Genomic DNA, 20,750 nt, shown 5'->3' on the forward strand with positions numbered 1-20,750 from the left:
CCCGCCCGCACGGCGTACCGGGGAGCCCCGCTGACCTGCGGGGGTGTGGAGACCCGCGGGCGCGGGGGCGGGCCGGAGCGGAACCCTCCGGCGTCCTGGCGGCCACCGGGCGCGGCCCGCGGGCGGGCGGTCCGGCGGCACGGGGGGACCCTGCGGCCGGTACATCTCCACCATGCAGAATCCTCGTCATGGTCCCCACGCCCGAAGCCCCCCGCGCCCTCGCCGACGAGCTGCTCACCGCCCTCGACCCGTTGCCGCATCCGCGGCGGATGCACCAACTGGCGGTACGGACCAGGGCGGCCACCGCGCGGGGTGAACTGGGAGCGCTGATCGGCGAGTTGGAACGACACGGGGTGTACGGGCGGCGGCTCGCCGCCGCGGCCGCGGCCGTCGGCGGGCGGACCGGCCACCTCCGGAGGCGGCTGCTGGACTCCGACCCCGTGGTGCGCCACCACGCCCTCGCGGTGGCGCGCAAGGGGGAGGGCATCGACGACGAGGCGCTGGAGGAGGCGTTCCAGGACGCCCCCGCCGCCGTACGGCGTGAACTGGCGCGCACCGTCGTCGCCGGACGGCGCACCGCGCTCGCCGACCGGCTCATCGACCCGGTGCGCGAGCGCTGGGGCGACACCGAGGCGGCCCGGCTGCTGCCCGGCTGCGGCGCGGACACCCTTACGCGGATGCTGCCCGTCCTCTTCCATGCCGTCGGCAGCTGGCGCCCCCTCGTCGGCCGCCACCCCCGCACCGTCCTCGACGAGGCCGAACGGCAGCTCACCGCGTTGCCGCAGGCCCTGCGCGCGGACTGGTGGGCGCGGTACGCGCAGGGTGTCGCACTCGCCGTGCCCGTCGCACCGGACCGGGTGCTGGACCTCCTGGAGGACGTCTGCCACGGGACGCTGCCGCTCCCGCTGCGGCACCGGCTGTCCGCGCTGGTGGCCGCCGACCCCACCCGTACGCTGCGGCTGCTGCTCACCCCCGACCAGGCGCCCCTGCTGCGCGGCCACGGCCTCGAACGCGCCGTCCTGCGCCGTCTCGTACGCGCCGATCCGCCCCAACTCCCGGATCTGGCGAGAGCGTTGGGGCAGGACCCGACCGCGCTGGCGCGGTTGCTGGCCGCGCTGCCGCCCGGCCGACGCGCCGATGTCTTCGCGTACGCCACCGCCGCGCACGACCCTGACCACGCCGCCGTGGACCCCGCGGTCCTGGAGGTGCTGCCGGGCGCCGTCCGCCAGGAGCGGGCGCGCCGGATGGCCGGGCGCGCACGGGAGCGCGGGGCGCAGTGGACCGCCGTGCTGGAGGCCGTGGCGTATCTGCCGGTCGACGAGGCGCGTACGGAACTGCTGGACGCGACACGCCGTTCCACCGCGGAGGACCGGGCCCTCGCCTATCCGCTGCTGATCCGCAACACCGCCCGCTCCGGCGACCCCGGCGCCGTCACCTCCCTGCTGGCCCTGCTGGAGCGGCTGCGCAACGAGCAGGACCCGGTGCGGTGTGCCGCGCTCGGCGCGCTCGCCGCCGTCCCTCCGGCCCTGTTCACCGATGACGCGGCGGACCATCTGGACCGGGTCGCGGGCGACGCGATCCAGGCACGGGACTCCTCCGCGGCCACCCGGCGGGAGCTGCGCCGCCTCGCCGTCGCGCTGCTGCGCGAGCACGCCGTCACCGGGCAGCGGGAGCTGCTGGGCTGGGCGTTGCGCACCGTCACCCGGCTCGCCGGACACGTCGGCGCCGCCGACCTCGGCGCGCTCGACCACACCCTGCGGCGCGGTCAGGAACACACCGTCTTCGAGGCGCTGCGCCCCTGGCTGGAGGCGGGCGCCGAACGGGTCGACCATGAGCTGACGTTCGCCCTCGTCCGCTCGCTCGGACGGCGCGCCCACGCTCTGCCCGAACTCCAGGAACTGCTGCGCCAGGCCATCCGGTTCGGCAGTGACACCACCGCCCGCACCGCTGTCGCGCTGTGGCTGGAGCCGCCCGGAGAGCGCGAGGCGCGGGCCGCGGAACTCGTCACCCAGGACCCGTCGGCCGCCGTACTGCCGCCCGTCCTGGCGGTGCTGACACGCCGGCGCACCGATCTGCTCGACCTCGTGCTGGCCGACACGCCGCCCTACGGCCGGTTCCTCACCCCCGGCACCGCCTGGCCGCCACCCGCCACGCACGACGCCGTCCGCTGGGTGCCCCGCCAGCAGGCCGCCGCCGCACGCCTGCTGGAGCGCACCGCCGCCGACACCACGCGCCCGGTCCGGGAACGCACCGCCGCCCTCGCCCGTGCCGCGCTGCTCCCCGGCACCGCCGCCACCGTCCGGGCCTGGACCCGTGGTGATGACGTGGCGCTCGCCGAGGCCGCGCTCGCCGCCCTCGCCCACACCGACCGGCCCGGAGACGCCCTGCCCGCGCTGCTCGCCCACGCGGGCGACGACCGCGCCCGGGTGGCGATGGGCGCGGCCACCCGGGCGGCCCGGCACACCGGCCCCGCACGGCTGGAGGCCCCGATCCGCGGTGTCCTCGCACCGGACGGGGTGGCGACCGCCGTACCGTCCGTGCCCCCGAAGGTCACCAGCCGCAAGGAGGCCGCGCGGCTCGCCGCCACCCTGCTGCCCGTGTCCGACGCCGCCACCCTCCTCGCCGACGCCCGTGAGGTGCCCAACCAGCACCATGACGTCCAGGCCGCCTGCGTGGCCTTCGCCGCCCGGCTGCTCGACGCCAAACGCGCCTGGGAGATGCTCACCGCCGCCGCGAGCGGACGGCGCGAACTGCGCCACGCCGTCCTGCGCGTCCATCCGCTGGACCTGCCCGAACACCACCGGGCCCGCTACGCCCAGCTGATCCGCGTCGTCTGCGACACCGAGGACCCCGAGGTCGCCGCGGCGGGGCACGCCGCACTCGCCGTCTGGTCCCCCTGGGCACCGGACGTGGCGGCCGTCCTCGTCGCCGCCGTCACCGACCTCGACAACCGGGCGGGCTGGACCTCCGCGGCCGACGCACTGCTGGCCGTGGTGGCCGCCGCCCCCGACGGCACGCCCGAGGACAACCCGCTGGCCTGGGCGCTCGCCGCCCTCGCCACCGCCGACGCCCGGCCCGGTACACCCGACGCCGAGCCCGGCCGGGACCGGCCGGCGCGCCGCCGGATCCGGCACATCGCCACGCGGCTGGCCGTGCGGGCGGCGGGCGGGGCCGCGACCCGCCCGATGCGGCGCGCCGCCACCGCCGCTGCCGAACTCCTCGCCGGATACGAGCCGTTCATCCCCGACGCCGCCCATGTCCTGGTGCACGTACTGGACCTGGACTCCCGCCCCGGTCCGCTGGCCGCCGCGCTCGCCCGCCTCAGCCGTCTGCACTCCCTCCGCCCGGCCCTCGCCGCCCGTACCACCGACGTACTGCACCGGCGGCTGGACGCGGCGGCGCGGCCCGGTTCCGACGAGGCGCTGCGGCGTGCCGCCCGGCAGCTGTGCGAGGACGGCGGACACGCGGCCGGGCTGTTCGCCACCACCCTCACCGAGGCGGGCGGTGACCGCACCGGCTGGCCGGAGCCGTGGCGGGAGCAACTGCGCGCGCTGCGCGTCCATCCGCACCCGGACGTACGGGACGCGGCGCTGCTGCTCGCCACGGCGGAGGAGTAGCCGCGCGCCGCGCGCGGGGCGGTCAGCCGTTCTCGCGCCAGGCGCCCGCGCCGTAGTCGTAGCCGTACTCGGGGCGGCCCTTGACGCCGCTGGTGCGGAACGGCGCGCCGTGGTCGTCGATCCGCACCGTCCCCTCGCGACCGCCGCCGGACCAGTCCAGCTCCAGGTACCAGCGGCAGTCGCAGCCCACGGTGCGGGCGTTGATCCGCAGCACCTCCGGATCCGTGTCCGATACGCGGTAGGGGAAGCGCACGGCGGGCAGCGGCCTGCCCGAGTCATTGCCGTCGGTCGGGCGGGCCAGCGGACGGGAGGCGTCCAGGTCCACCGCGAACGCGCGCGGGGTGAGCGAGCCGCCGCAGCCGTTCTCCATCGCGAACGACGACCACGCCGGCGGGCCGCCCCGCCCCACGACCCGTACGTGCAGCGCCCGCAGGACCACCGCGGACGACCCCCTGCCCGCCACCGTGACCTCCACGTTCGTGGTCCCGCCGTGGACGGCGCCGTGGGCCGCTGCCCAGGTCGGCGCGTCCTGTTCGGTGGGCGGCGGGGCGACGTCGGCGGGGCGCCGGTCGATGAGATAGCGGTGGTCGCAGCCGTTCTCCCACACATGCGAGCGAGTGGCGAGGGTGAGCGGGATCCGGGAGCCGCCCTTGCGCGGCGTGTCTCCCGTACGGTCCGACGCGCCCGTGGAGGGTGCGGCGGAGCCCGACGGTCCACCGTCCGCGCGCCGGGTGCCGTCGCCGCGCGGCGCCCGGGACGGGTGCTTGTCGTCGCCGGTGTCCGCCCGGTCCAACCGCCCGCGTGCCGTGGGCCCTGAGGGCGCGGCGGACCGGGGGTGGGCGCCCGCGCGGGGTGCTGCGGTGTCCTTGCCGTCGTCACCGGGCGGCCGTACCTCCATCGCGATGAGGGCGAGCACCACCATGGCGGCGGCCCCGGCCAGGAACGCCCACGGCCGCCGTCGCCAGCCGCGGCGCGGAGCGGTGTCCCCGCCCTCGGGAACGGCCCGCAACCGCCCCCGCCCACCGGAGGCGCCGCCCACCGGCATCCATCGCACCCCACCGCCCGAGGCCGGAGTCCGCGCCGCCCGGGGCGTGGACCCACCGTCCCGGGACGGCGGTTCGGCGCCGGGGGCGCCGGGTGGCGGCCCGTCCGTCGACCCGGCCCGAGCCCTTCGTACGACGCCGGCGGTGCGACGCCCCGACCCGCGCGCCACGCCGTCCCCGGCGCGGGGCCCCGTCGAGGGCGCCGGGGCGACCGGCCCGCCCGGCGTGGCGTCGGCCTCCGCCGCGCCACCCGTGACACGCGCGGCGCCCGCCGCGGTACCCGGTTCCACCGGCGCCGCAACCGCCGGGGTTTCCGGCTGTGGCGCGTCGTTCGCCGCCGGGCCGTGCGCGTCATCCGTGACACCGTCCGTGACGCCCACGGTGGTCGGGACACCGGTCGGTTGCCCCGTGGGCCCCTGGGCCGCCGCGGCGCAACCGTCGGTCGCCGGCGCGTCCGGCCGCGCACCCCCGGCACCCCGGGGCGTGGCCGTACGGCGTCTGACCGCGTCGGCCAGCATCCAGCGACGGTGGAGGGCGATCAGCTCCTCCGGAGCGGCCCCGCACAGCCGGGCGAAGCGTTCCACCGGCGCGTAGTCCGCCGGGACCGCGTCACCGTTGCAGTAGCGGTGCAGCGTGGAAGTGCTGACGTGCAGTCGCGTGGCCAGCCAGCCGTAACTGCGGTCCGAGCGGTGTTTCAGGTCCCGCAGGCTCTCCGCGAACTCCGCGATCTCATGGGTGCTTCCCATGGAACCGCCCCCCTTCTTCCCCGTGTCCCACCCGTCCGCGTCCCGCGGGCGTCCCGCGAACGCGTTCCAGGGTGTTGTCATGCCCCCAAGTCAGCGTACGTGCAGGCATTCCGGCGTCCCGGATGCCGCGCCCTTCCTGGTCCCCGTGCCCCGGCGCCCCGCACGCTGGGGACCCGCCGCCACGGACCGTGTGGCGGCGCCGAACCGTGACATGACAGGTCCACTGCCATGAGTCGCACCCACAGCACCGGAAGAGACGGGAAATCACCTGATGCGCATGGTCAAGCACGCACTCCGCACCGCCGCGGGGGCGGTGGCGGCGGTCGCCGTCCTGGCGGTGGCCGGGACCGGCCCGGCCCAGGCCGCCCCGGCTCCGGCCGCCCCGGGGACACCCGGCCACCTCGTGCCGAGGGAGCTCCCGCCGCACCCGGACTCCGACTGGTACGCCGGTGACGTCATCAAGGGCCTGCCGGAGAACGTCCCGTTCTGCGTCGGGAAGACCTTCCCCTCGGCCGGGGCGACCCACCGCACCTTCTGGACCGAGTACGACACCGGCGCCACCCAGATCGTGGTGCGGACCGGCTCCGTGGACGCCGCCCGCAAGCTGGCCGCCGCCGCGGAGAAGAAGATCCGGAACTGCGCCGCCGACTGGCGGCGCGACTACCCCGAGGGCACGGCGTCCTGGCGGGACTACGGCGCGCTCCCGGCCGAGGACGGCGCCCACGTCTACGGCGTCCACACCTCGTACCCGGACTCCGAGCCGGGGATCCACCTCTACGGCGTGGGGCGGGACGGGCGGACCGTGACCGTCGTCCAGTGGGGCGAGATGGGCGGATTCGAGCACGCCCCGGTCGCGGACTTCCGGCGGACCACCACGACCGCCGTGGTGAAGCTCCACCACCCGTAAGGGGGCGGCGGCCGGACGGCGGTCACGTGCGCGCAAGGGGGGTGCGCGTGGCCGCCGCTCCGGCGCGCCCTGCGGCGGTTAGGGTCGGAACGCCCCCGCACCGACCGGACGACACCGACCGGAGGACCTGTGCCGAACGGCTCGCTCTCCCTCGCCGCCGCGCTCCATCTGCTCGCCTTCGACCCCGGGACCGGCAGACCCGTCGGCGCCCACACCGCGCTCCTCGTCCGGGCCGGAGCCCTCACCGAGCTCGCCCAGCGCGGACTGCTCACCGACACCGACGGCCGGCCCCGTCCGGTCGAGGACGCCGTCACCGGCGACCCCGCGCTCGACGGGCTGCTGGAGCTGATCGGGGAGTCCCGGCCGCGCACCTGGGCGACCTGGGTGGGGCATCAGCCGCGGCTGACCGAGCACGCCGTACGCGACCAACTGGTCGCGGGCGGATATCTGCGCGTGGAGACGCGGCGCGTGCTGGGGGTGTTCCCCGCGAAGGAGTACCGGCTGGAGCGGACCGACCTGGTCGCGGGGATGCGCGAGGACGCGGTGCGGGTGCTCTACGGCGACCAGCCGGTGGCCGAGGTCCCCGAACGGGACGCCGCGCTGGTCGCGCTCGCGGCGGCCGGGGAACTGCGGAGCGTGGTGTCGGCCAAGGACGCGAAGCTCCACAAGCAGCGCATTGCGGAACTGGGGGAGCGAAGCGGGGGAATGGGGCCGGTCCTGGAGAAAGTGATCGCGCAGGTGCGCACGGCGCTCGCCGCCGCGGTCACCACGGCGATCCTCGTGGCGACCACGTCCTCGAGCGGGAGCTGAGGCGGCACCCCGCGGCGCGGCCTCAGGCGGGGCGCCAGGTGCCGCGTCGGGCGGGACCTCAGGCGGGCGCGTCGCCCAGCAGCGAGGCGAGTCCGTCATCCAGGTTCAGCTGTCCGCTCTCGCTGCCCTCGGGCATCACGGTGTACGAACGCCCCAGGAATCTGAGCAGGTCACCGGTGTCGAACTGGACCATGGCCATGCCCTCGGGGGCGTGGAACTCCAGCACCGTGCGCTGCGGCCCGCACGGCCACATCTGCACATCGCCGTTCCCCGCGGGGCCGCGCAGTCCCGCCGCGAGCAGCTCGCGCCCGAACGTCCACTCCACCGTGGTCCCGTCGAGGGAGGCGGAGGGCGGGAAGGAGACACGCACCGCGAACGGGTCGTCGGGCTCGTAGCGCAGACAGGCCGGGATGGCGCGAGCCTCGGGCGTCGACGCGATGAGGTGTGCCTGAACGGCTTGGTCGATGACTGTGGACAACGCCGGCTCCCTTGTTCTCGGTGCGGGTCCCCGCCTCGCTTACGACCGTTATGACGTACGGGCGATCACGCCAGTGCACCCACGGTTGCTGTGAGGTGTGTCACGACTGATTTTTCGAGGGGACATAGGGCATTTAGGCTTGCGAAAACCATGCACGGTCTCGGGCGCTGTGCGGAGCTGTTACAAAACTCCGCCGCCGGCGAGGCACCACCCCAGGGGTTGTTCCACCATGCACCAAGGTCCCGCGGCGCTCGACGCGGCCGCCTATACCCGTCTCTACGAAGCCGAATACCCGCGTCTCGTCGCGTATGCCCGCACTCTCACCGGTAACCCCTGGACCGCGGGCGACCTCGTCGCCGAGGCCCACTACCGGGTGTGGCGGCGGGTCCGGACCGGACCGCCGGTCGCGGCCGACGCCGCCCCGGCCGAACTCACCAGTGCCGTGCGCGGGCTCTCCGCGGCGGCCGCGGGCTGGGGGCCGCCGCAGAGCGGCTCGCGTCTCGAACCGCTCGTCGAGGTCCTGGCCGAACTGCCGCAGCGATGGGTGACCGCGCTGTGGCTCGCGGAGGTGGACGGGCTGTCGCCGGAAGGGGTCGCCCGCCGTCTCGGGACCCACGCCGACGCCGCCGCGGCGCTGGTGGAGCGGGCCCGGGAGAGTCTGCGCCAGGAGTATCTGCGCGCCCAGCCGGGCACCCCGGCGAGCGCGGCCTGCGGTGCGCACTGGGAGCGGATGGCCGCGCATGTCCAGGGTGTCGACACCCCGCACCAGGCCGAGCAGATCGCCGTGCACATCGAGGGCTGCCAGGACTGCCGGGCCCGGATGGAGCAGATGGTCGCGGCCGACGACCGGCTGCCCGCGCTCACCGGACCGGCGCTGCTGGCGCTGCTGGACCGGGGCGCCGCCACATGGCTCGTGCCGTTCGCCGCCTTCGGCGCTGCCGCCGCGGTCGGCGCGACGACGCGCACGGTGCCGTTCGGCGCCGCGCACGCGACCGCCGCGGGTGGTGCGCTGGTGTCCACCCGGCGTTCGGTGGGTCATCTCCTGCGCGGCCAGGTGCGCCAGGCCGGACCGGTCGCGGCCACCGTGGCCGGGGTCGGCGCGCTGCTCCTCGCGAGTGCGGCGGTGGCGGCCGGGCTGGCCCTGACCGACGGCGGCGCGGCGCGGCCGGAGCAGCCCGCGGCGGCGTCGGCGCCGTCGGATCCGGGTGGTGCCGGGGTGCCGCCGCAGGGGCTCGAGTCGTCGGAGTCATCCGAGTCGTCGGGTGCGCCGGAGACCTCCGGCGCGTCCCCGCGGACCCCGGACGACCTGCGGTCGGACGCGGCCCGGGAGGCGTCCCGCAACCGGCCGTCCACGGGCACTCCGGCCGGGAAGTCGCCGTCGGACGTGCCGTCGAGCGCGCTGTCACCCTCCGAGTCGGCCTCGTCGTCCGCCGATCCGTCCTCGCCGTCGGAGTCCTCTTCGCCCTCGTCGCGGCCGACTTCATCCGGTTCGCCGTCTTCGTCGCCTTCGGGTGAGCCGTCCGATCCGTCCTCCCCGTCGCCCACGGACGACCCCACCGAGGACCCGACGGACGACCCGACGGACGGCGGTACGGCGGAGCCCAGCGGCACCCCGAGCGACGAGCCGAGCGGGAGCGCCACGCCGAGCGACGAGCCGACCGGGAAGCCCACGGCCAAGCCGACCGCTTCCTCCGACGACGGCACGGAGAACTGCGTGTCGCTGCTGGTCCGGGTCTGCACCGACAGCGACCGCTGACGCAGAACGCCACCGAGGGCCGGGGCCCGGCCGCTGCTCCCCGCAGCGCCGGGCCCCGGCCCTCGCCGCGCACCGGCCGCCCCGCGGCTACCGGTCTTGGCCCCCGCGGCGCCGGGTTCCGGTCTCGCCGCGTACCGGCCCCCGCCCGGTCCTGCCGCAGGACGTACGGCCGTCACGGGTGGTGCTGCCGTCGGGTGGCGTCGGCCGGGATCCTGACCGGTGGCTGCCGTCTCGGGGCCTCGGGCACCGGGTCGCCGCGGACCACGCTGCTGCGTCCAACCGTTGGCCGTCCGAGGGCGGCGCGCGAGCGCGAGCGCCGGCCACGGCGGTCAACGGGGAAAGCAGCCGCGACGCGGAGAGTCCCCCTCGAACCCGCACTCTTCCGTGGACGGCGCCCCGCGGATCGGCTAGCTTCCAGCCCCATGAGGGGTATGGGGATCATGAGCATGATGAGACGCACGGTGGCGGCCGGACTCTGCGCGGCCGCGCTCGCCGCCGTGACGACCGCACCCGCCCAGGCCCGGTCGGCGGACCACGAGGGCCGGTGGGGAGGCGGCTGGCGGCTCACCGAGAGCGGTACCGACGCCCGGTTCCGCGGACTCGCCGCGGTCAGCCGCGGCACGGCGTGGGTCGCGGGCACCAAGGGCACGGTGCTGCGGACGCGCGACGGCGGGCGCAGTTGGCGCGATGTCTCCCCGCCCGGTGCGGAGGGACTGGAGTTCCGCGACGTCGAGGCGTTCGGCGCGCGGCGCGCGGTGGTCCTCGCGATCGGCGAGGGCGAGGCGTCCCGGGTCTTCCGCACCGATGACGGCGGCGCCACCTGGAGCGAGAGCTTCCGTAACGACGACCCGCGCGCCTTCTACGACTGCATGACGTTCTTCGACGCACGGCACGGGATCGCGCTGAGCGACCCGGTGGACGGCCGCTACCGGATCCTGTCGACCGGGGACGGCGGCCGCAGCTGGCGGGTCCTGCCCGGGGACCGGATGCCCGCCGCGCAGCCGGGCGAGGCCGCGTTCGCGGCGAGCGGGCAGTGCCTGGTCTCCTCCGGCGGACGGAACGCCTGGTTCGCCACCGGCGGGGCGGCCACCGCCCGGGTGTTCCACAGCACCGACCGGGGGCGCAGCTGGACGGTGTCCGACACGCCGGTCCCCGCGGGCGATCCGGCGCGCGGCGTGTTCGCGCTCGCCTTCCGCGACGCCCGGCATGGGCTCGCCGTCGGCGGCGACTACCGGCCCGATCAGTCCTCCCCGTACGCGGCGGCCGTCACCGGCGACGGCGGATCCCGCTGGACCACGGCGGTCCGGCCACCGGCCGCCTACCGTTCGGGCGTGACCTGGCTGCCCCACGGCCACCGGGCGGCCCTGGCGGTCGGCCCCACCGGTACCGACCTGACCACCGACGCGGGCCGTACCTGGCGCGCCGTCGACACCGGTTCGTACGACACCGTCGACTGCGCCCCGGACCTCGGCTGCTGGGCCGCGGGGGAGAAGGGCCGGATCGCCCGGCTGGGCTGACACCGCCGCCGTGCCGCGGCGACCGCCGGACCCCGCCCCGTGACGGGGCCCGGCGGAGGAACGGGCCGGGTCAGCCGGGCGGCTGCTGCCGGTACGGCTCCAGGGCGGGAGCCGTCCTGGTGGCGATGAACTCGGTGATCGTGTGGGTGGCGACGCCCTCGACCGTGAACGGATCGGTGGTCACCAGCTCCTCGATCGCCGCGCGGTCCTCGCCGACCGCCACGATCACCCCGCCCTCGCGGGGGTTCTTGGGGCCCGCGGTGATGAACACACCCGCGGCGAAGTGCTGGTCCACCCAGGTGAGGTGGGCGGGAAGCACGGGTTCGACGCGGTCCCGCGGAGCCGTGTAGGTCACGTCCAGGATGAACATGATCGGGATAGTAGCGTGAGGCCCACGATGACCAGCGCTGATTCCCCCCGCTATGACCTGCCGCCCGACTGGCCGACGGACGAGGCCGGGGCGACCGCCGTCCAGGAGCGGTTGCGGACCTCCGTCGTGACCGCCGGGGAGGTGGCCGCCCCGGGCGAGGGCCCGGGGACGGTGGCCGGGGTGGACGTGGCCTACGACGACGAGCGCGGGGTGGTCGCGGCCGCCGCCGTGGCGCTGGATCCCCGGACCCTGGAGGTCGTCGGCGAGACGACGGCGGTCGGCTCGGTCACCTTTCCCTATGTGCCCGGACTGCTGGCGTTCCGTGAGATACCCGCCGTACTGGACGCGCTCGGCGCCCTCGACCGCGCCGGATTCCGCCCGGATCTCGTGGTGTGCGACGGCTATGGTCTGGCCCACCCCCGCCGCTTCGGACTGGCCAGCCATCTGGGGGTGCTGACCGGTCTCCCGGTGATCGGCGTCGCCAAGAACCCGTTCACCTTCCGCCACGCCGACCCCGGACCGCGCCGCGGTGACTGGTCACCGCTGCTGGACGGGGACGAGGAGGTCGGCCGGGCGCTGCGCACCCGGGACGGGGTGAAGCCGGTGTTCGTCTCCGTCGGCCACCGGATCGACCTCGACGGCGCCTGCGCGCACACCCTCCATCTCGCCCGCGACTACCGGCAGCCCGAGACCACCCGGCGCGCCGACGCGCTGTGCCGCCGGGCGCTGGCCGACGCGCGGGCCGGCCGGGGCTGACCGGCCGCCCCCGGCCGTCACGGGCGACGGCCGCCCCCGGCCGTCACGGGCGCCGGGTCTCGGCCAGGAAGCAGCCGAACTCCACGGCGCGTATGTGCACCACCGCCACCCGCGGATCGCCGTAGAGCCGTTCGAGCCCTTCCTCGATCGTCGGCGTGCCGCCGTCGAGCAGCAGTCCGCCGAGGATGGAGCCGTCGGCGGCGTAGGCCCGCAGCACCCGCCGCTCGCCGCGGATCCCGTCCGGGACGCCGTCGCCCGTCCAGCCGCCGCAGTCCTCGCGGTGGACGAAGACCGGGCCGATCTCGTTGTAGGGGCCCGGGTCGGTGCCGCTGTCCAGCGCCCAGCGCAGCAGCGGGGCGTAGGCGAGGAGCGCGATGGTCTCGTGCGGTGCGCTGCGGCCCAGACAGCAGCGCAGCGGTGAGCCGCCGTCGCCGTCCTCCACCACCACGCGGGGCGGACGGTCCGCGTCATCGATGGTCCGCAGCCGCTTCAGCGCCTCGGGGGCGATGGCCCGGACCTGGTACCGGGGCGTCCGGCCGGTGTCACTGGTGTTGTCCATGGGTCCCATGCTGATCGGGGGATCCGGCCGGTGCTGGCGGTATTCGGACACCGCGCTGGGGGAGGGGACCACGGCCGGTGGACCACTTGACAGCGCTGTCGGGCCTGAGCGAGATTCAGCCGGGAGACAGGACATCCCATGTCCTGATTGCCCCGCCTCACCGCCCCTTCTCATCACCCCGCTTCTCATTGCCGTGCTTGCGCCGGGACATGGCGGGGCGTCAGATGTCATTCGGTCATCCGTCCGGCCGGCCAGGCCGCCCACGTCCAGAAAGCTGGGTAGTGATGAGTCTTCCGGCTCCGCTCACCGGTGTGGTGCCGCCCCTGTGCACCCCGCTCACCCCCACCGGCGCGATCGACGTCCGTTCGCTGACCGCCCTCGTCGAGCGGCTGGTCGGCGCCGGGGTGAACGCGCTGTTCGCACTGGGCTCCAGCGGTGAGGCCGCCTACCTGGACGACCGGGCGCGCCGCACCGTCCTGGAGACGGTGGTCGCGGCGGCGGACGGCCGGGTGCCGGTGCTCGCCGGGGTGATCGACATGACCACCGCACGGGTCCTGGACCACGCCGGGGCCGCCGCGGGACTGGGCGCGGACGCGATCGTGGCCACCGCGCCGTTCTACACCCGCACTCATCCGGTGGAGGTCGCCGACCACTTCCGGCGGCTGCGCGACGGCGCCGGGCTGCCGCTCCTCGCGTATGACATCCCGGCCTCGGTCCACTCCAAGCTGACGTCCGCGATCATCCTTCCGCTGGCGGCGGACGGCACCCTCGCCGGGCTCAAGGACAGCAGCGGTGACGACGGCGCCCTGCGAAGACTGCTCGTGGAGATCCGCCGCCGGGGGCTGGACACGGCCTTCTCGGTGCTCACCGGGTCCGAACTGGCCGCGGACGGAGCTCTGCTGGCGGGAGCCCACGGAGTGGTCCCGGGTCTCTCCAACGTCGACCCGCACGGCTACGTCCGGCTCTACCGGCACGCCCGCGCCGGGCGCTGGGACCGGGCCGCCGCCGAACAGGACCGGCTGGCCGCGCTGTTCGCCCTCACCGACGCCGGTGATCCCGCGCTGATGGGCGGAAGTTCCTCGGCGCTCGGGGGTTTCAAGGCCGCGCTGCGGCTGATGGGTGTCATCGACTGCCCGGCGACCGCGGCGCCCCAGGTGCCGCTGGGCGACGCGGCCCTCAAGGCGGTCCGTCATGTCCTCCAGGAGGGGGGCCTGTTGCCGTGACCGCCGCCATGCCCTGGTACCGGGAGGTCTCCCGGAGCCAGTGGACATCCATGGCCGCCGCCTGGATCGGCTATCCGCTCGACGGCTTCGACTTCGTCCTGATCACCCTGGTGCTCACCGAGATCGCCGAGGAGTTCGACCTCGGTACCACCGCCGCGGCGAGTCTGGTCTCCGGCGCCTGCATCACCCGCTGGCTCGGTGGCGCGCTGCTGGGCGCGATGGGCGATCGCTACGGCCGCAAACCAGCCATGATCGTCGATCTGCCGGGTGCCGTGGACCACCTCGCCCCCGGGCGGCCGTTGTCGGTGCCGGGGGCTAGCGTGGAGGAAACCGGTGGCGGCCCGCCGGCGCGCGGGACCCCGGCCGCCTGACGACAGCCGAGGACCGCACAGCGCAGGAGGAACCGATGGCCGCGTCGAAGGACCCGCTGAAGGTGCGGGGCGCGGTGCGCGCGTTCGCGCTGGGCCTCCCCGGTGCCTGGGAGGACTTCCCCTGGGGCAGCGCCGTGGTCAAGGTGGGTAAGAAGATCTTCGTCTTCCTCGGGCCGGACGACGGCGACCGCACCCCCGGTGTCACCGTCAAGCTGCGGGACGAGGCGGCCCACGCCCATGCGATGTCCCAGCCCGGCGCCGCGCCGACCGGCTACGGCCTCGGCCGGTCCGGATGGGTGTCCATACCGCTCGCCGAGGGCGCGCCCGGGGCGGATCTGCTGTGCGACTGGGTCGAGGAGAGCTATCGCACGGTCGCCCCGAAGCGGCTGGTCGCGGAGCTCGACGCGGACTGACGGCGCCACCGGACGCGCGCCGTCGCCGGACCCTCTCAGGGCCCGCCCCAGGACCTGCCCACGGCCCCGTCGGCCAAAGACCGGCGGGGCCATGGCCTTTCGCTCCCCGCCGCCCGGCCCGGGGGCTTGTGGAATGTGGCATGCCTTCTTAGCATCAGCGGTGTTACAGCAAAATTGTCACAAGGTTGGGGTCGGATGGTGGCGACAGACGACGGGGCGGTGCCGGGCGGCCCGCTGTCCGGGGTCCGGGTGGTGGAGCTGGCGGGCATCGGGCCGGGACCGTTCGCGGCCATGGTCCTCGCCGACCTCGGCGCCGATGTCGTCCGGGTGGACCGGCCGGGCGGCACCGGTGGTCTGCGGATCGACCCCGACTACGACATCGCCAACCGCAACAAGCGTTCGGTGCTGCTCGATCTGAAGTCCGACGACGGCCGGGCCACCGTGCTCGACCTCGCCGGGCGCGCCGACATCCTCATCGAGGGCTACCGCCCGGGAGTCGCCGAGCGGCTCGGGGTGGGCCCCGAGGCGTGTCTGGCCCGCAATCCGCGGCTGGTCTACGGCCGGATGACCGGCTGGGGCCAGGACGGCCCGCTCGCCCGCACCGCCGGACACGACATCGGCTACATCGCCGTCACCGGAGCGCTCGGCATGATCGGCGCCGCCGACGGGCCGCCGGTGGCCCCCGCCAACCTCCTCGGGGACTACGCAGGCGGTTCGCTCTACCTCGTCATCGGTGTGCTCGCCGCCCTCCAGCACGCCCGTGCGGGCGGCCCCGGCCAGGTCGTGGACGCCGCCATCGTGGACGGCACCGCCCATCTGTCCGCCGTGATCCACGGGATGATGGCCGCCGGGGGCTGGCAGGACCGCCGCGGCGCCAACCTCCTGGACGGCGGCTGCCCGTTCTACGGCACCTATGAGACCTCCGACGGCGGCTACATGGCCGTGGGCGCCCTGGAGCGCAAGTTCTACGCGGAGTTCACCGAGCGGCTGGGCATCGCCGACCAGGCCCCGCCCCGCGAGGACTTCGACGCCTGGGCCACCCTGCGCTCCGTCATCGCCGCCCGCTTCAAGGAGCGCACCCGCGAGGAGTGGACGGCGGTGTTCGACGGCTCCGACGCCTGTGTCGCACCGGTGCTCTCGCTCCGCGAGGCGCCCGCACACCCCCATCTCGCCGCCCGCGCCACCTTCACCGAGCACGGCGGCATCACCCAGCCCGCACCCGCACCGCGTTTCTCCGCCACCCCGGGCACGGTGCGCCGCGGGCCCGCCCGCCCCGGCGCGGACGCGGCGGAGGTGGCCCGGGACTGGGACGTCGCCCTCCCGCAGGACTCCACCGGAAGCGCCGCCGAGACCACCGCCGAGAGCGCTGCCGAGACCACCGCCGAGACCGCCACCGAGGAGAACCCGTCGTGACCCGCACGCCCCTGACGCGCCAGATCTTCACCGCCGAGCACGACGCCTTCCGCGAGACGGTCCGCACTTTCATCGCCAAGGAGGTGACCCCGCACCACGAGCGCTGGGAGGCCGAGGGTGTGGTCGACCGCGAGGTGTGGCGCGCGGCGGGACGGCAGGGGCTGCTCGGCCTCGCCATGCCCGAGGAGTTCGGCGGCGGCGGGAGCGAGGACTACCGCTACTCCGCGGTGATCTCCGAGGAGCTGGCCCGCGCGGGCACCTCCGGGTTCGCCGTACCGCTGCACAACGACATGATCGGCCCCTACCTGCGCACCCTGGCCACCGAGGAGCAGAAGCGTCGCTGGCTGCCCGGCTTCTGCTCGGGCGAGCTGATCACCGCGATCGCCATGACCGAGCCCGGCGCGGGCTCCGACCTCCAGGGGATCCGCACCACCGCCACCGACGCGGGCGACCACTGGGTGCTGAACGGGTCCAAGACCTTCATCTCCAACGGCATCCTGGCCGATCTGGTGATCGTGGTCGCCCGGACCACCCCCGAGGGCGGCGCCAAGGGCCTGAGCCTGATCGTCGTCGAGCGCGGTATGGAGGGCTTCGAGCGCGGCCGCAACCTCGACAAGATCGGCCAGAAGGCGCAGGACACCGCCGAGCTGTTCTTCAACGACGTCAGGGTGCCCAAGGACAACCTGCTGGGCGAGCTCAACGGCGGCTTCGGCCACCTGATGACCAATCTGGCCCAGGAGCGGCTGACCATCGCGGTCTCCGCCATCGCCGCCGCCGAACACGTCCTGGAGCTCACCACGGCCTACGTCAAGGAGCGCGAGGCGTTCGGACGGCCGCTCGCGCGGCTCCAGCACATCCGCTTCGAGATAGCCGAGATGGCCACCGAATGCGCTGTCACCCGCGCCTTCCTGGACCGCTGCATCACCGACCACACGGCGGGCGGGCTGGACGCGGTGCAGGCGTCCATGGCCAAGTGGTGGGCGACCGAGCTCCAGAAGCGGACCGCCGACCGCTGCCTCCAACTCCACGGCGGTTACGGCTATATGGCGGAGTACCCGGTCTCCAAGGCGTTCACCGACGGCCGCATCCAGACGATCTACGGCGGTACCACCGAGATCATGAAGGAGATCATCGGCCGCTCCGTGCTCGCCGACTGAGCTTCCCGCCCCACCCCTCCCCCTCGAAAGGCTGCTGACGTGAGCACCGAAGCGTACGTGTACGACGCCATCCGCACCCCGCGCGGACGCGGCAAGGCCGACGGTGCCCTGCACGGCACCAAGCCCGTCGATCTCGTCGTGGGTCTCATCCACGAGATCCGGCGGCGGTTCCCCGACCTCGACCCGGCGGCGATCGACGACGTCGTGCTCGGCGTGGTCAGCCCGCTCGGTGACCAGGGCTCGGACATCGCCAAGGTCGCGGCGATCGCCGCCGGACTGCCGGACACGGTCGCGGGCGTCCAGGAGAACCGCTTCTGTGCCTCGGGTCTGGAGGCCGTCAACCTGGCGGCGGCCAAGGTCCGTTCGGGCTGGGAGGACCTGGTGCTCGCGGGCGGTGTGGAGTCGATGTCCCGGGTGAAGATGGGCTCCGACGGCGGCGCCTGGTTCGCGGACCCGATGACCAACTACGAGACCGGCTTCGTCCCCCAGGGCATCGGCGCCGACCTGATCGCCACCATCGGCGGCTGGAGCCGCCACGACGTGGACTCCTTCGCCGCGCTCTCCCAGGAGCGGGCGGCGAAGGCGTGGAAGGACGGTCTCTTCGACCGCTCGGTGGTCCCCGTCCGTGACCGCAGCGGGCTGACCGTCCTCGACCGCGACGAGCACATCCGCCCCGGCACCACGCCCGAGACCCTGGCCGGGCTCAAGCCCTCGTTCGAGGCGATCGGCGAGGCGGGCGGCTTCGACGCGGTGGCGCTCCAGAAGTACCACTGGATCGAGGCCATCGACCACGTCCACCACGCGGGCAACTCCTCCGGCATCGTGGACGGTGCCGCCCTGGTCGCCATCGGCAACCGCGAGGTGGGCGAGCGCCACGGGCTGACCCCGCGCGCCCGGATCGTCTCCGCCGCCGTCTCCGGCTCCGACCCCACCATCATGCTCACCGGTCCGGCGCCCGCCTCCCGCAAGGCGCTCGCCAAGGCCGGGCTGACCATCGACGACATCGACCTGGTGGAGATCAACGAGGCGTTCGCCGCGGTGGTGCTGCGCTTCGTGGAGGACATGGGCCTCAGCCTGGACAAGGTCAACGTCAACGGCGGCGCGATCGCCCTGGGCCATCCGCTGGGGGCGACCGGCGCGATGATCCTGGGCACCCTGATCGACGAACTGGAGCGGCGCGAACAGCGCTACGGCCTCGCCACGCTGTGTGTGGGAGGCGGTATGGGCATCGCCACGGTGGTCGAACGCCTCTGACCACCCCCGACGCCCTTTCCACCGACCTCCCTTCCTCTTGGAGACCGTGCCATGACCGAGACCACCACCGCGTCGACCATCCGCTGGGAGCGGGGCGACGACGGCGTCGTCACCCTCGTCCTCGACGACCCCGGCCAGTCCGCCAACACCATGAACGCCGCGTTCATCTCCTCCCTCGACGTGATCGCCGACCGCGCCGAGGCCGAGAAGGACTCGATCCGCGGCATCGTCATCACCTCCGCGAAGAAGAGCTTCTTCGCCGGCGGTGACCTCAAGGACATGATCCAGGCCGGGCCCGAGCACGCCGGGGCGATGCTCGAGGTGAACCTGCGCATCAAGCGGGGCCTGCGCAGGCTGGAGACGCTCGGCAAGCCCGTCGTGGCGGCGATCAACGGCACGGCGCTCGGCGGCGGCCTGGAGATCGCCCTCGCCTGCCACCACCGGATCGCCCTCGACGCGCCCGGCTCCCGGATCGGCTTCCCCGAGGTCACCCTGGGCCTGCTGCCGGGCGGCGGCGGTGTCGCCCGCACCGTGCGGCTGCTCGGCGTCACCGACGCACTGCTCAAGGTGCTGCTCCAGGGCCAGCGTTACGCCCCGAAGCGCGCCCTGGAGGCGGGTCTGGTGCATGAGGTGGTGGACACCCCGGAGGAGATGTCCGCCCGTGCGCGGGCGTTCATCGACGCCCACCCGGAGTCCGTCCAGCCCTGGGACGAGAAGGGCTACCGGATCCCCGGCGGCACCCCGGCCCACCCCAAGTTCGCGGTCAACCTGCCCGCGTTCCCGGCCAATCTGCGCAAGCAGCTGAACGGCGCGCCCTATCCGGCGCCGCGCAACATCCTGGCCGCCGCCGTCGAGGGCTCACAGGTGGACTTCGAGACCGCGCAGGTCATCGAGGGCCGCTACTTCACCGAGCTGGTGACCGGGCAGACCGCCAAGAACATGATCCAGGCGTTCTTCTTCGACCTCCAGGCGGTCAACTCCGGTGCCAACCGGCCGCAGGGCATCGAGCCCCAGCAGGTCCGCAAGGTCGCGGTGCTGGGCGCCGGGATGATGGGCGCGGGCATCGCCTACGCCTGCGCCAAGGCGGGTATCGAGGTCGTGCTCAAGGACGTGTCCACCGAGGCCGCCGCCAAGGGCAAGGCGTACTCCGAGGGGCTGCTGGCCAAGGCACTCGCCAAGGGCCGCACCACCGAGGCCAAGCGGGACGAGCTGCTCGCCCGGATCACCCCGACCGGTGATGTCACCGACCTGGCGGGCTGTGACGCGGTGATCGAGGCGGTCTTCGAGGACCCGGCGCTCAAGCACAAGGTCTTCCAGGAGATCGAGGGCGTGGTGGCACCTGACGCGCTCCTGTGCTCCAACACCTCCACCCTGCCCATCAGCCTGCTCGCCGAAGGGGTGCAGCGCGCCGACGACTTCATCGGACTGCACTTCTTCTCGCCGGTGGACAAGATGCCGCTGGTGGAGATCATCAAGGGTGAGCGGACCGGTGAGAAGGCGCTGGCCCGCGCGTTCGACCTGGTGCGGCAGATCAACAAGACGCCGATCGTGGTCAATGACTCGCGCGGCTTCTTCACCTCGCGCGTCATCGGCCAGTTCATCAACGAGGGCGTGGCGATGGTGGGGGAGGGCATCGACCCGGCCTCCGTCGAACAGGCCGCCGCCCAGGCCGGTTACCCGGCCAAGGTGCTGTCCCTGATGGACGAACTGACGCTCACCCTGCCCCGCAGGATCCGTGAGGAGACCCGGCGGGCCACCGAGGAGGCGGGCGGCACCTGGCAGCCGCACCCGGCCGACACGGTCATCGACCGCATGGTCGAGGAGTTCGGCCGCCCTGGCCGCAGCGGCGGCAAGGGCTTCTACGACTACGACGCGACCACCGGCAAGCGCGGCCGGCTGTGGCCGGGGCTGCGCGAGCACTTCGGCGGCGACGGCGAGGGCATCCGCATCCCCCTCGAGGACATGAAGGAGCGGATGCTCTTCTGTGAGGCCATCGACACCGTGCGGCTGCTGGAGGAGGGGGTGCTGACCTCCGTCGCCGACGCCAACATCGGCTCGATCCTCGGTATCGGTTTCCCCGGCTGGACCGGCGGTGTGCTCCAGTACATCAACGGCTACGAGGGCGGGGTCGCCGGATTCGTGGCGCGTGCCCGGGAGTTGGAGGCGGCGTACGGCGAGCGGTTCGCGCCGCCCGCGCTGCTGGTGGAGAAGGCCGAGCGGGGGGAGCGGTTCGCCGACTGAGGCACCGCGGCGGACATCCCCCGGGCCGGGGGGGGGGGGGGGGGGGGGGGGGGGGGGGGGGGGGGGGGGGGGGGGGGGGGGGGGGGGGGGGGGGGGGGGGGGGGGGATAGAAGGAAGGG

The 20,750-nt window shown here is 74.6% G+C and carries 16 protein-coding genes and 1 pseudogene; 13 read left to right on the forward strand and 4 right to left on the reverse strand.

The genetic code is table 11. From position 1 onward, the window contains the following. Positions 1-188: 188 nt before the first annotated feature. Positions 189-3,617, forward strand: a complete 3,429-nt coding sequence (locus AC07FT_RS35590) for a hypothetical protein (RefSeq protein WP_479180287.1) — start codon at positions 189-191, stop codon at positions 3,615-3,617. Positions 3,618-3,639: 22 nt separating this feature from the next. Here AC07FT_RS35590 and AC07FT_RS35595 read toward each other — a convergent pair whose 3' ends face one another. Beyond that, complete coding sequence (locus AC07FT_RS35595; RefSeq protein ID WP_479180288.1) at positions 3,640-5,406, reverse strand: helix-turn-helix domain-containing protein; 1,767 nt, start codon at positions 5,404-5,406, stop codon at positions 3,640-3,642. Positions 5,407-5,683: 277 nt separating this feature from the next. Here AC07FT_RS35595 and AC07FT_RS35600 point away from each other — a divergent pair, with 277 nt between their 5' ends. Together AC07FT_RS35600 and AC07FT_RS35605 are read left to right on the forward strand one after the other, a co-directional pair. After that, positions 5,684-6,313, forward strand: coding sequence for a hypothetical protein (locus AC07FT_RS35600; protein ID WP_479180289.1), 630 nt, complete (start codon positions 5,684-5,686; stop codon positions 6,311-6,313). Between the two features lie 129 nt (positions 6,314-6,442). Beyond that, positions 6,443-7,123 carry a GOLPH3/VPS74 family protein gene (locus AC07FT_RS35605; protein ID WP_479180290.1) on the forward strand — a complete coding sequence of 227 codons (681 nt, stop codon included), beginning with the start codon at positions 6,443-6,445 and terminating at the stop codon, positions 7,121-7,123. Between the two features lie 58 nt (positions 7,124-7,181). On the opposite strand, the gene ssgD is transcribed toward AC07FT_RS35605, so the two are convergent. Next, positions 7,182-7,601, reverse strand: coding sequence for a spore wall synthesis regulator SsgD (gene ssgD, locus AC07FT_RS35610; protein ID WP_471193554.1), 420 nt, complete (start codon positions 7,599-7,601; stop codon positions 7,182-7,184). A gap of 229 nt (positions 7,602-7,830) precedes the next feature. On the opposite strand from ssgD, the gene AC07FT_RS35615 reads away from it, so the two are divergent. Beyond that, positions 7,831-9,357, forward strand: a complete 1,527-nt coding sequence (locus AC07FT_RS35615; RefSeq protein WP_479180291.1) for an RNA polymerase sigma factor — start codon at positions 7,831-7,833, stop codon at positions 9,355-9,357. 440 nt (positions 9,358-9,797) lie between these two features. Continuing rightward, positions 9,798-10,874, forward strand: coding sequence for a WD40/YVTN/BNR-like repeat-containing protein (locus AC07FT_RS35620; RefSeq protein WP_479180292.1), 1,077 nt, complete (start codon positions 9,798-9,800; stop codon positions 10,872-10,874). A gap of 70 nt (positions 10,875-10,944) precedes the next feature. Here AC07FT_RS35620 and AC07FT_RS35625 read toward each other — a convergent pair whose 3' ends face one another. Beyond that, a complete protein-coding gene (locus AC07FT_RS35625; RefSeq protein ID WP_479180293.1) occupies positions 10,945-11,244 on the reverse strand; it encodes a YciI family protein in 300 nt (99 codons plus the stop codon). A 27-nt stretch (positions 11,245-11,271) separates the two neighbouring features. Between AC07FT_RS35625 and AC07FT_RS35630 the strand changes: the two genes are divergently transcribed. Then, complete coding sequence (locus tag AC07FT_RS35630) at positions 11,272-12,000, forward strand: endonuclease V (protein ID WP_479180294.1); 729 nt, start codon at positions 11,272-11,274, stop codon at positions 11,998-12,000. A 43-nt stretch (positions 12,001-12,043) separates the two neighbouring features. On the opposite strand, the gene AC07FT_RS35635 is transcribed toward AC07FT_RS35630, so the two are convergent. Further along, a complete protein-coding gene (locus AC07FT_RS35635) occupies positions 12,044-12,559 on the reverse strand; it encodes a DUF1203 domain-containing protein (protein ID WP_479180296.1) in 516 nt (171 codons plus the stop codon). Between the two features lie 284 nt (positions 12,560-12,843). On the opposite strand from AC07FT_RS35635, the gene AC07FT_RS35640 reads away from it, so the two are divergent. The 7 genes and pseudogenes from AC07FT_RS35640 (at position 12,844) to AC07FT_RS35670 (ending at position 20,631) form a co-directional block, all read left to right on the forward strand. Then, positions 12,844-13,782 (forward strand): dihydrodipicolinate synthase family protein, encoded by a 939-nt coding sequence (locus AC07FT_RS35640; RefSeq protein WP_479180298.1) that lies wholly within the window; start codon positions 12,844-12,846, stop codon positions 13,780-13,782. Positions 13,783-13,790: 8 nt separating this feature from the next. Then, positions 13,791-14,045, forward strand: a pseudogene (locus tag AC07FT_RS35645) (MFS transporter); the annotation flags it as partial. A 143-nt stretch (positions 14,046-14,188) separates the two neighbouring features. After that, the gene (locus AC07FT_RS35650; RefSeq protein WP_471193566.1) at positions 14,189-14,566 is read left to right on the forward strand and encodes an MmcQ/YjbR family DNA-binding protein; all 378 of its coding nucleotides are present in this window, start codon (positions 14,189-14,191) and stop codon (positions 14,564-14,566) included. Positions 14,567-14,761: 195 nt separating this feature from the next. Further along, positions 14,762-15,979 carry a CaiB/BaiF CoA transferase family protein gene (locus tag AC07FT_RS35655; RefSeq protein ID WP_479180299.1) on the forward strand — a complete coding sequence of 406 codons (1,218 nt, stop codon included), beginning with the start codon at positions 14,762-14,764 and terminating at the stop codon, positions 15,977-15,979. 11 nt (positions 15,980-15,990) lie between these two features. Beyond that, complete coding sequence (locus AC07FT_RS35660) at positions 15,991-17,136, forward strand: acyl-CoA dehydrogenase family protein (protein WP_479180303.1); 1,146 nt, start codon at positions 15,991-15,993, stop codon at positions 17,134-17,136. Between the two features lie 39 nt (positions 17,137-17,175). Continuing rightward, a complete protein-coding gene (locus tag AC07FT_RS35665; protein WP_471193570.1) occupies positions 17,176-18,390 on the forward strand; it encodes an acetyl-CoA C-acetyltransferase in 1,215 nt (404 codons plus the stop codon). Between the two features lie 51 nt (positions 18,391-18,441). After that, positions 18,442-20,631, forward strand: coding sequence for a 3-hydroxyacyl-CoA dehydrogenase NAD-binding domain-containing protein (locus tag AC07FT_RS35670; RefSeq protein WP_479180301.1), 2,190 nt, complete (start codon positions 18,442-18,444; stop codon positions 20,629-20,631). Positions 20,632-20,750 lie beyond the last annotated feature (119 nt).

The organism is Streptomyces sp. NPDC045899, from assembly GCF_056431485.1.

Excerpts from the sequence above, each read along its gene's own strand:
- AC07FT_RS35630 (WP_479180294.1), top strand. The coding sequence starts at position 11,272 with ATGACCAGCGCTGATTCCCCCCGCTATGACCTGCCGCCCGACTGGCCG.
- AC07FT_RS35655 (WP_479180299.1), top strand. The coding sequence starts at position 14,762 with ATGGTGGCGACAGACGACGGGGCGGTGCCGGGCGGCCCGCTGTCCGGG.
- AC07FT_RS35625 (WP_479180293.1), bottom strand. The coding sequence starts at position 11,244 with ATGTTCATCCTGGACGTGACCTACACGGCTCCGCGGGACCGCGTCGAA.
- AC07FT_RS35650 (WP_471193566.1), top strand. The coding sequence starts at position 14,189 with ATGGCCGCGTCGAAGGACCCGCTGAAGGTGCGGGGCGCGGTGCGCGCG.
- AC07FT_RS35615 (WP_479180291.1), top strand. The coding sequence starts at position 7,831 with ATGCACCAAGGTCCCGCGGCGCTCGACGCGGCCGCCTATACCCGTCTC.
- AC07FT_RS35640 (WP_479180298.1), top strand. The coding sequence starts at position 12,844 with ATGAGTCTTCCGGCTCCGCTCACCGGTGTGGTGCCGCCCCTGTGCACC.
- AC07FT_RS35620 (WP_479180292.1), top strand. The coding sequence starts at position 9,798 with ATGAGCATGATGAGACGCACGGTGGCGGCCGGACTCTGCGCGGCCGCG.
- AC07FT_RS35595 (WP_479180288.1), bottom strand. The coding sequence starts at position 5,406 with ATGGGAAGCACCCATGAGATCGCGGAGTTCGCGGAGAGCCTGCGGGAC.
- AC07FT_RS35600 (WP_479180289.1), top strand. The coding sequence starts at position 5,684 with ATGGTCAAGCACGCACTCCGCACCGCCGCGGGGGCGGTGGCGGCGGTC.
- AC07FT_RS35590 (WP_479180287.1), top strand. The coding sequence starts at position 189 with ATGGTCCCCACGCCCGAAGCCCCCCGCGCCCTCGCCGACGAGCTGCTC.
- AC07FT_RS35635 (WP_479180296.1), bottom strand. The coding sequence starts at position 12,559 with ATGGACAACACCAGTGACACCGGCCGGACGCCCCGGTACCAGGTCCGG.
- AC07FT_RS35670 (WP_479180301.1), top strand. The coding sequence starts at position 18,442 with ATGACCGAGACCACCACCGCGTCGACCATCCGCTGGGAGCGGGGCGAC.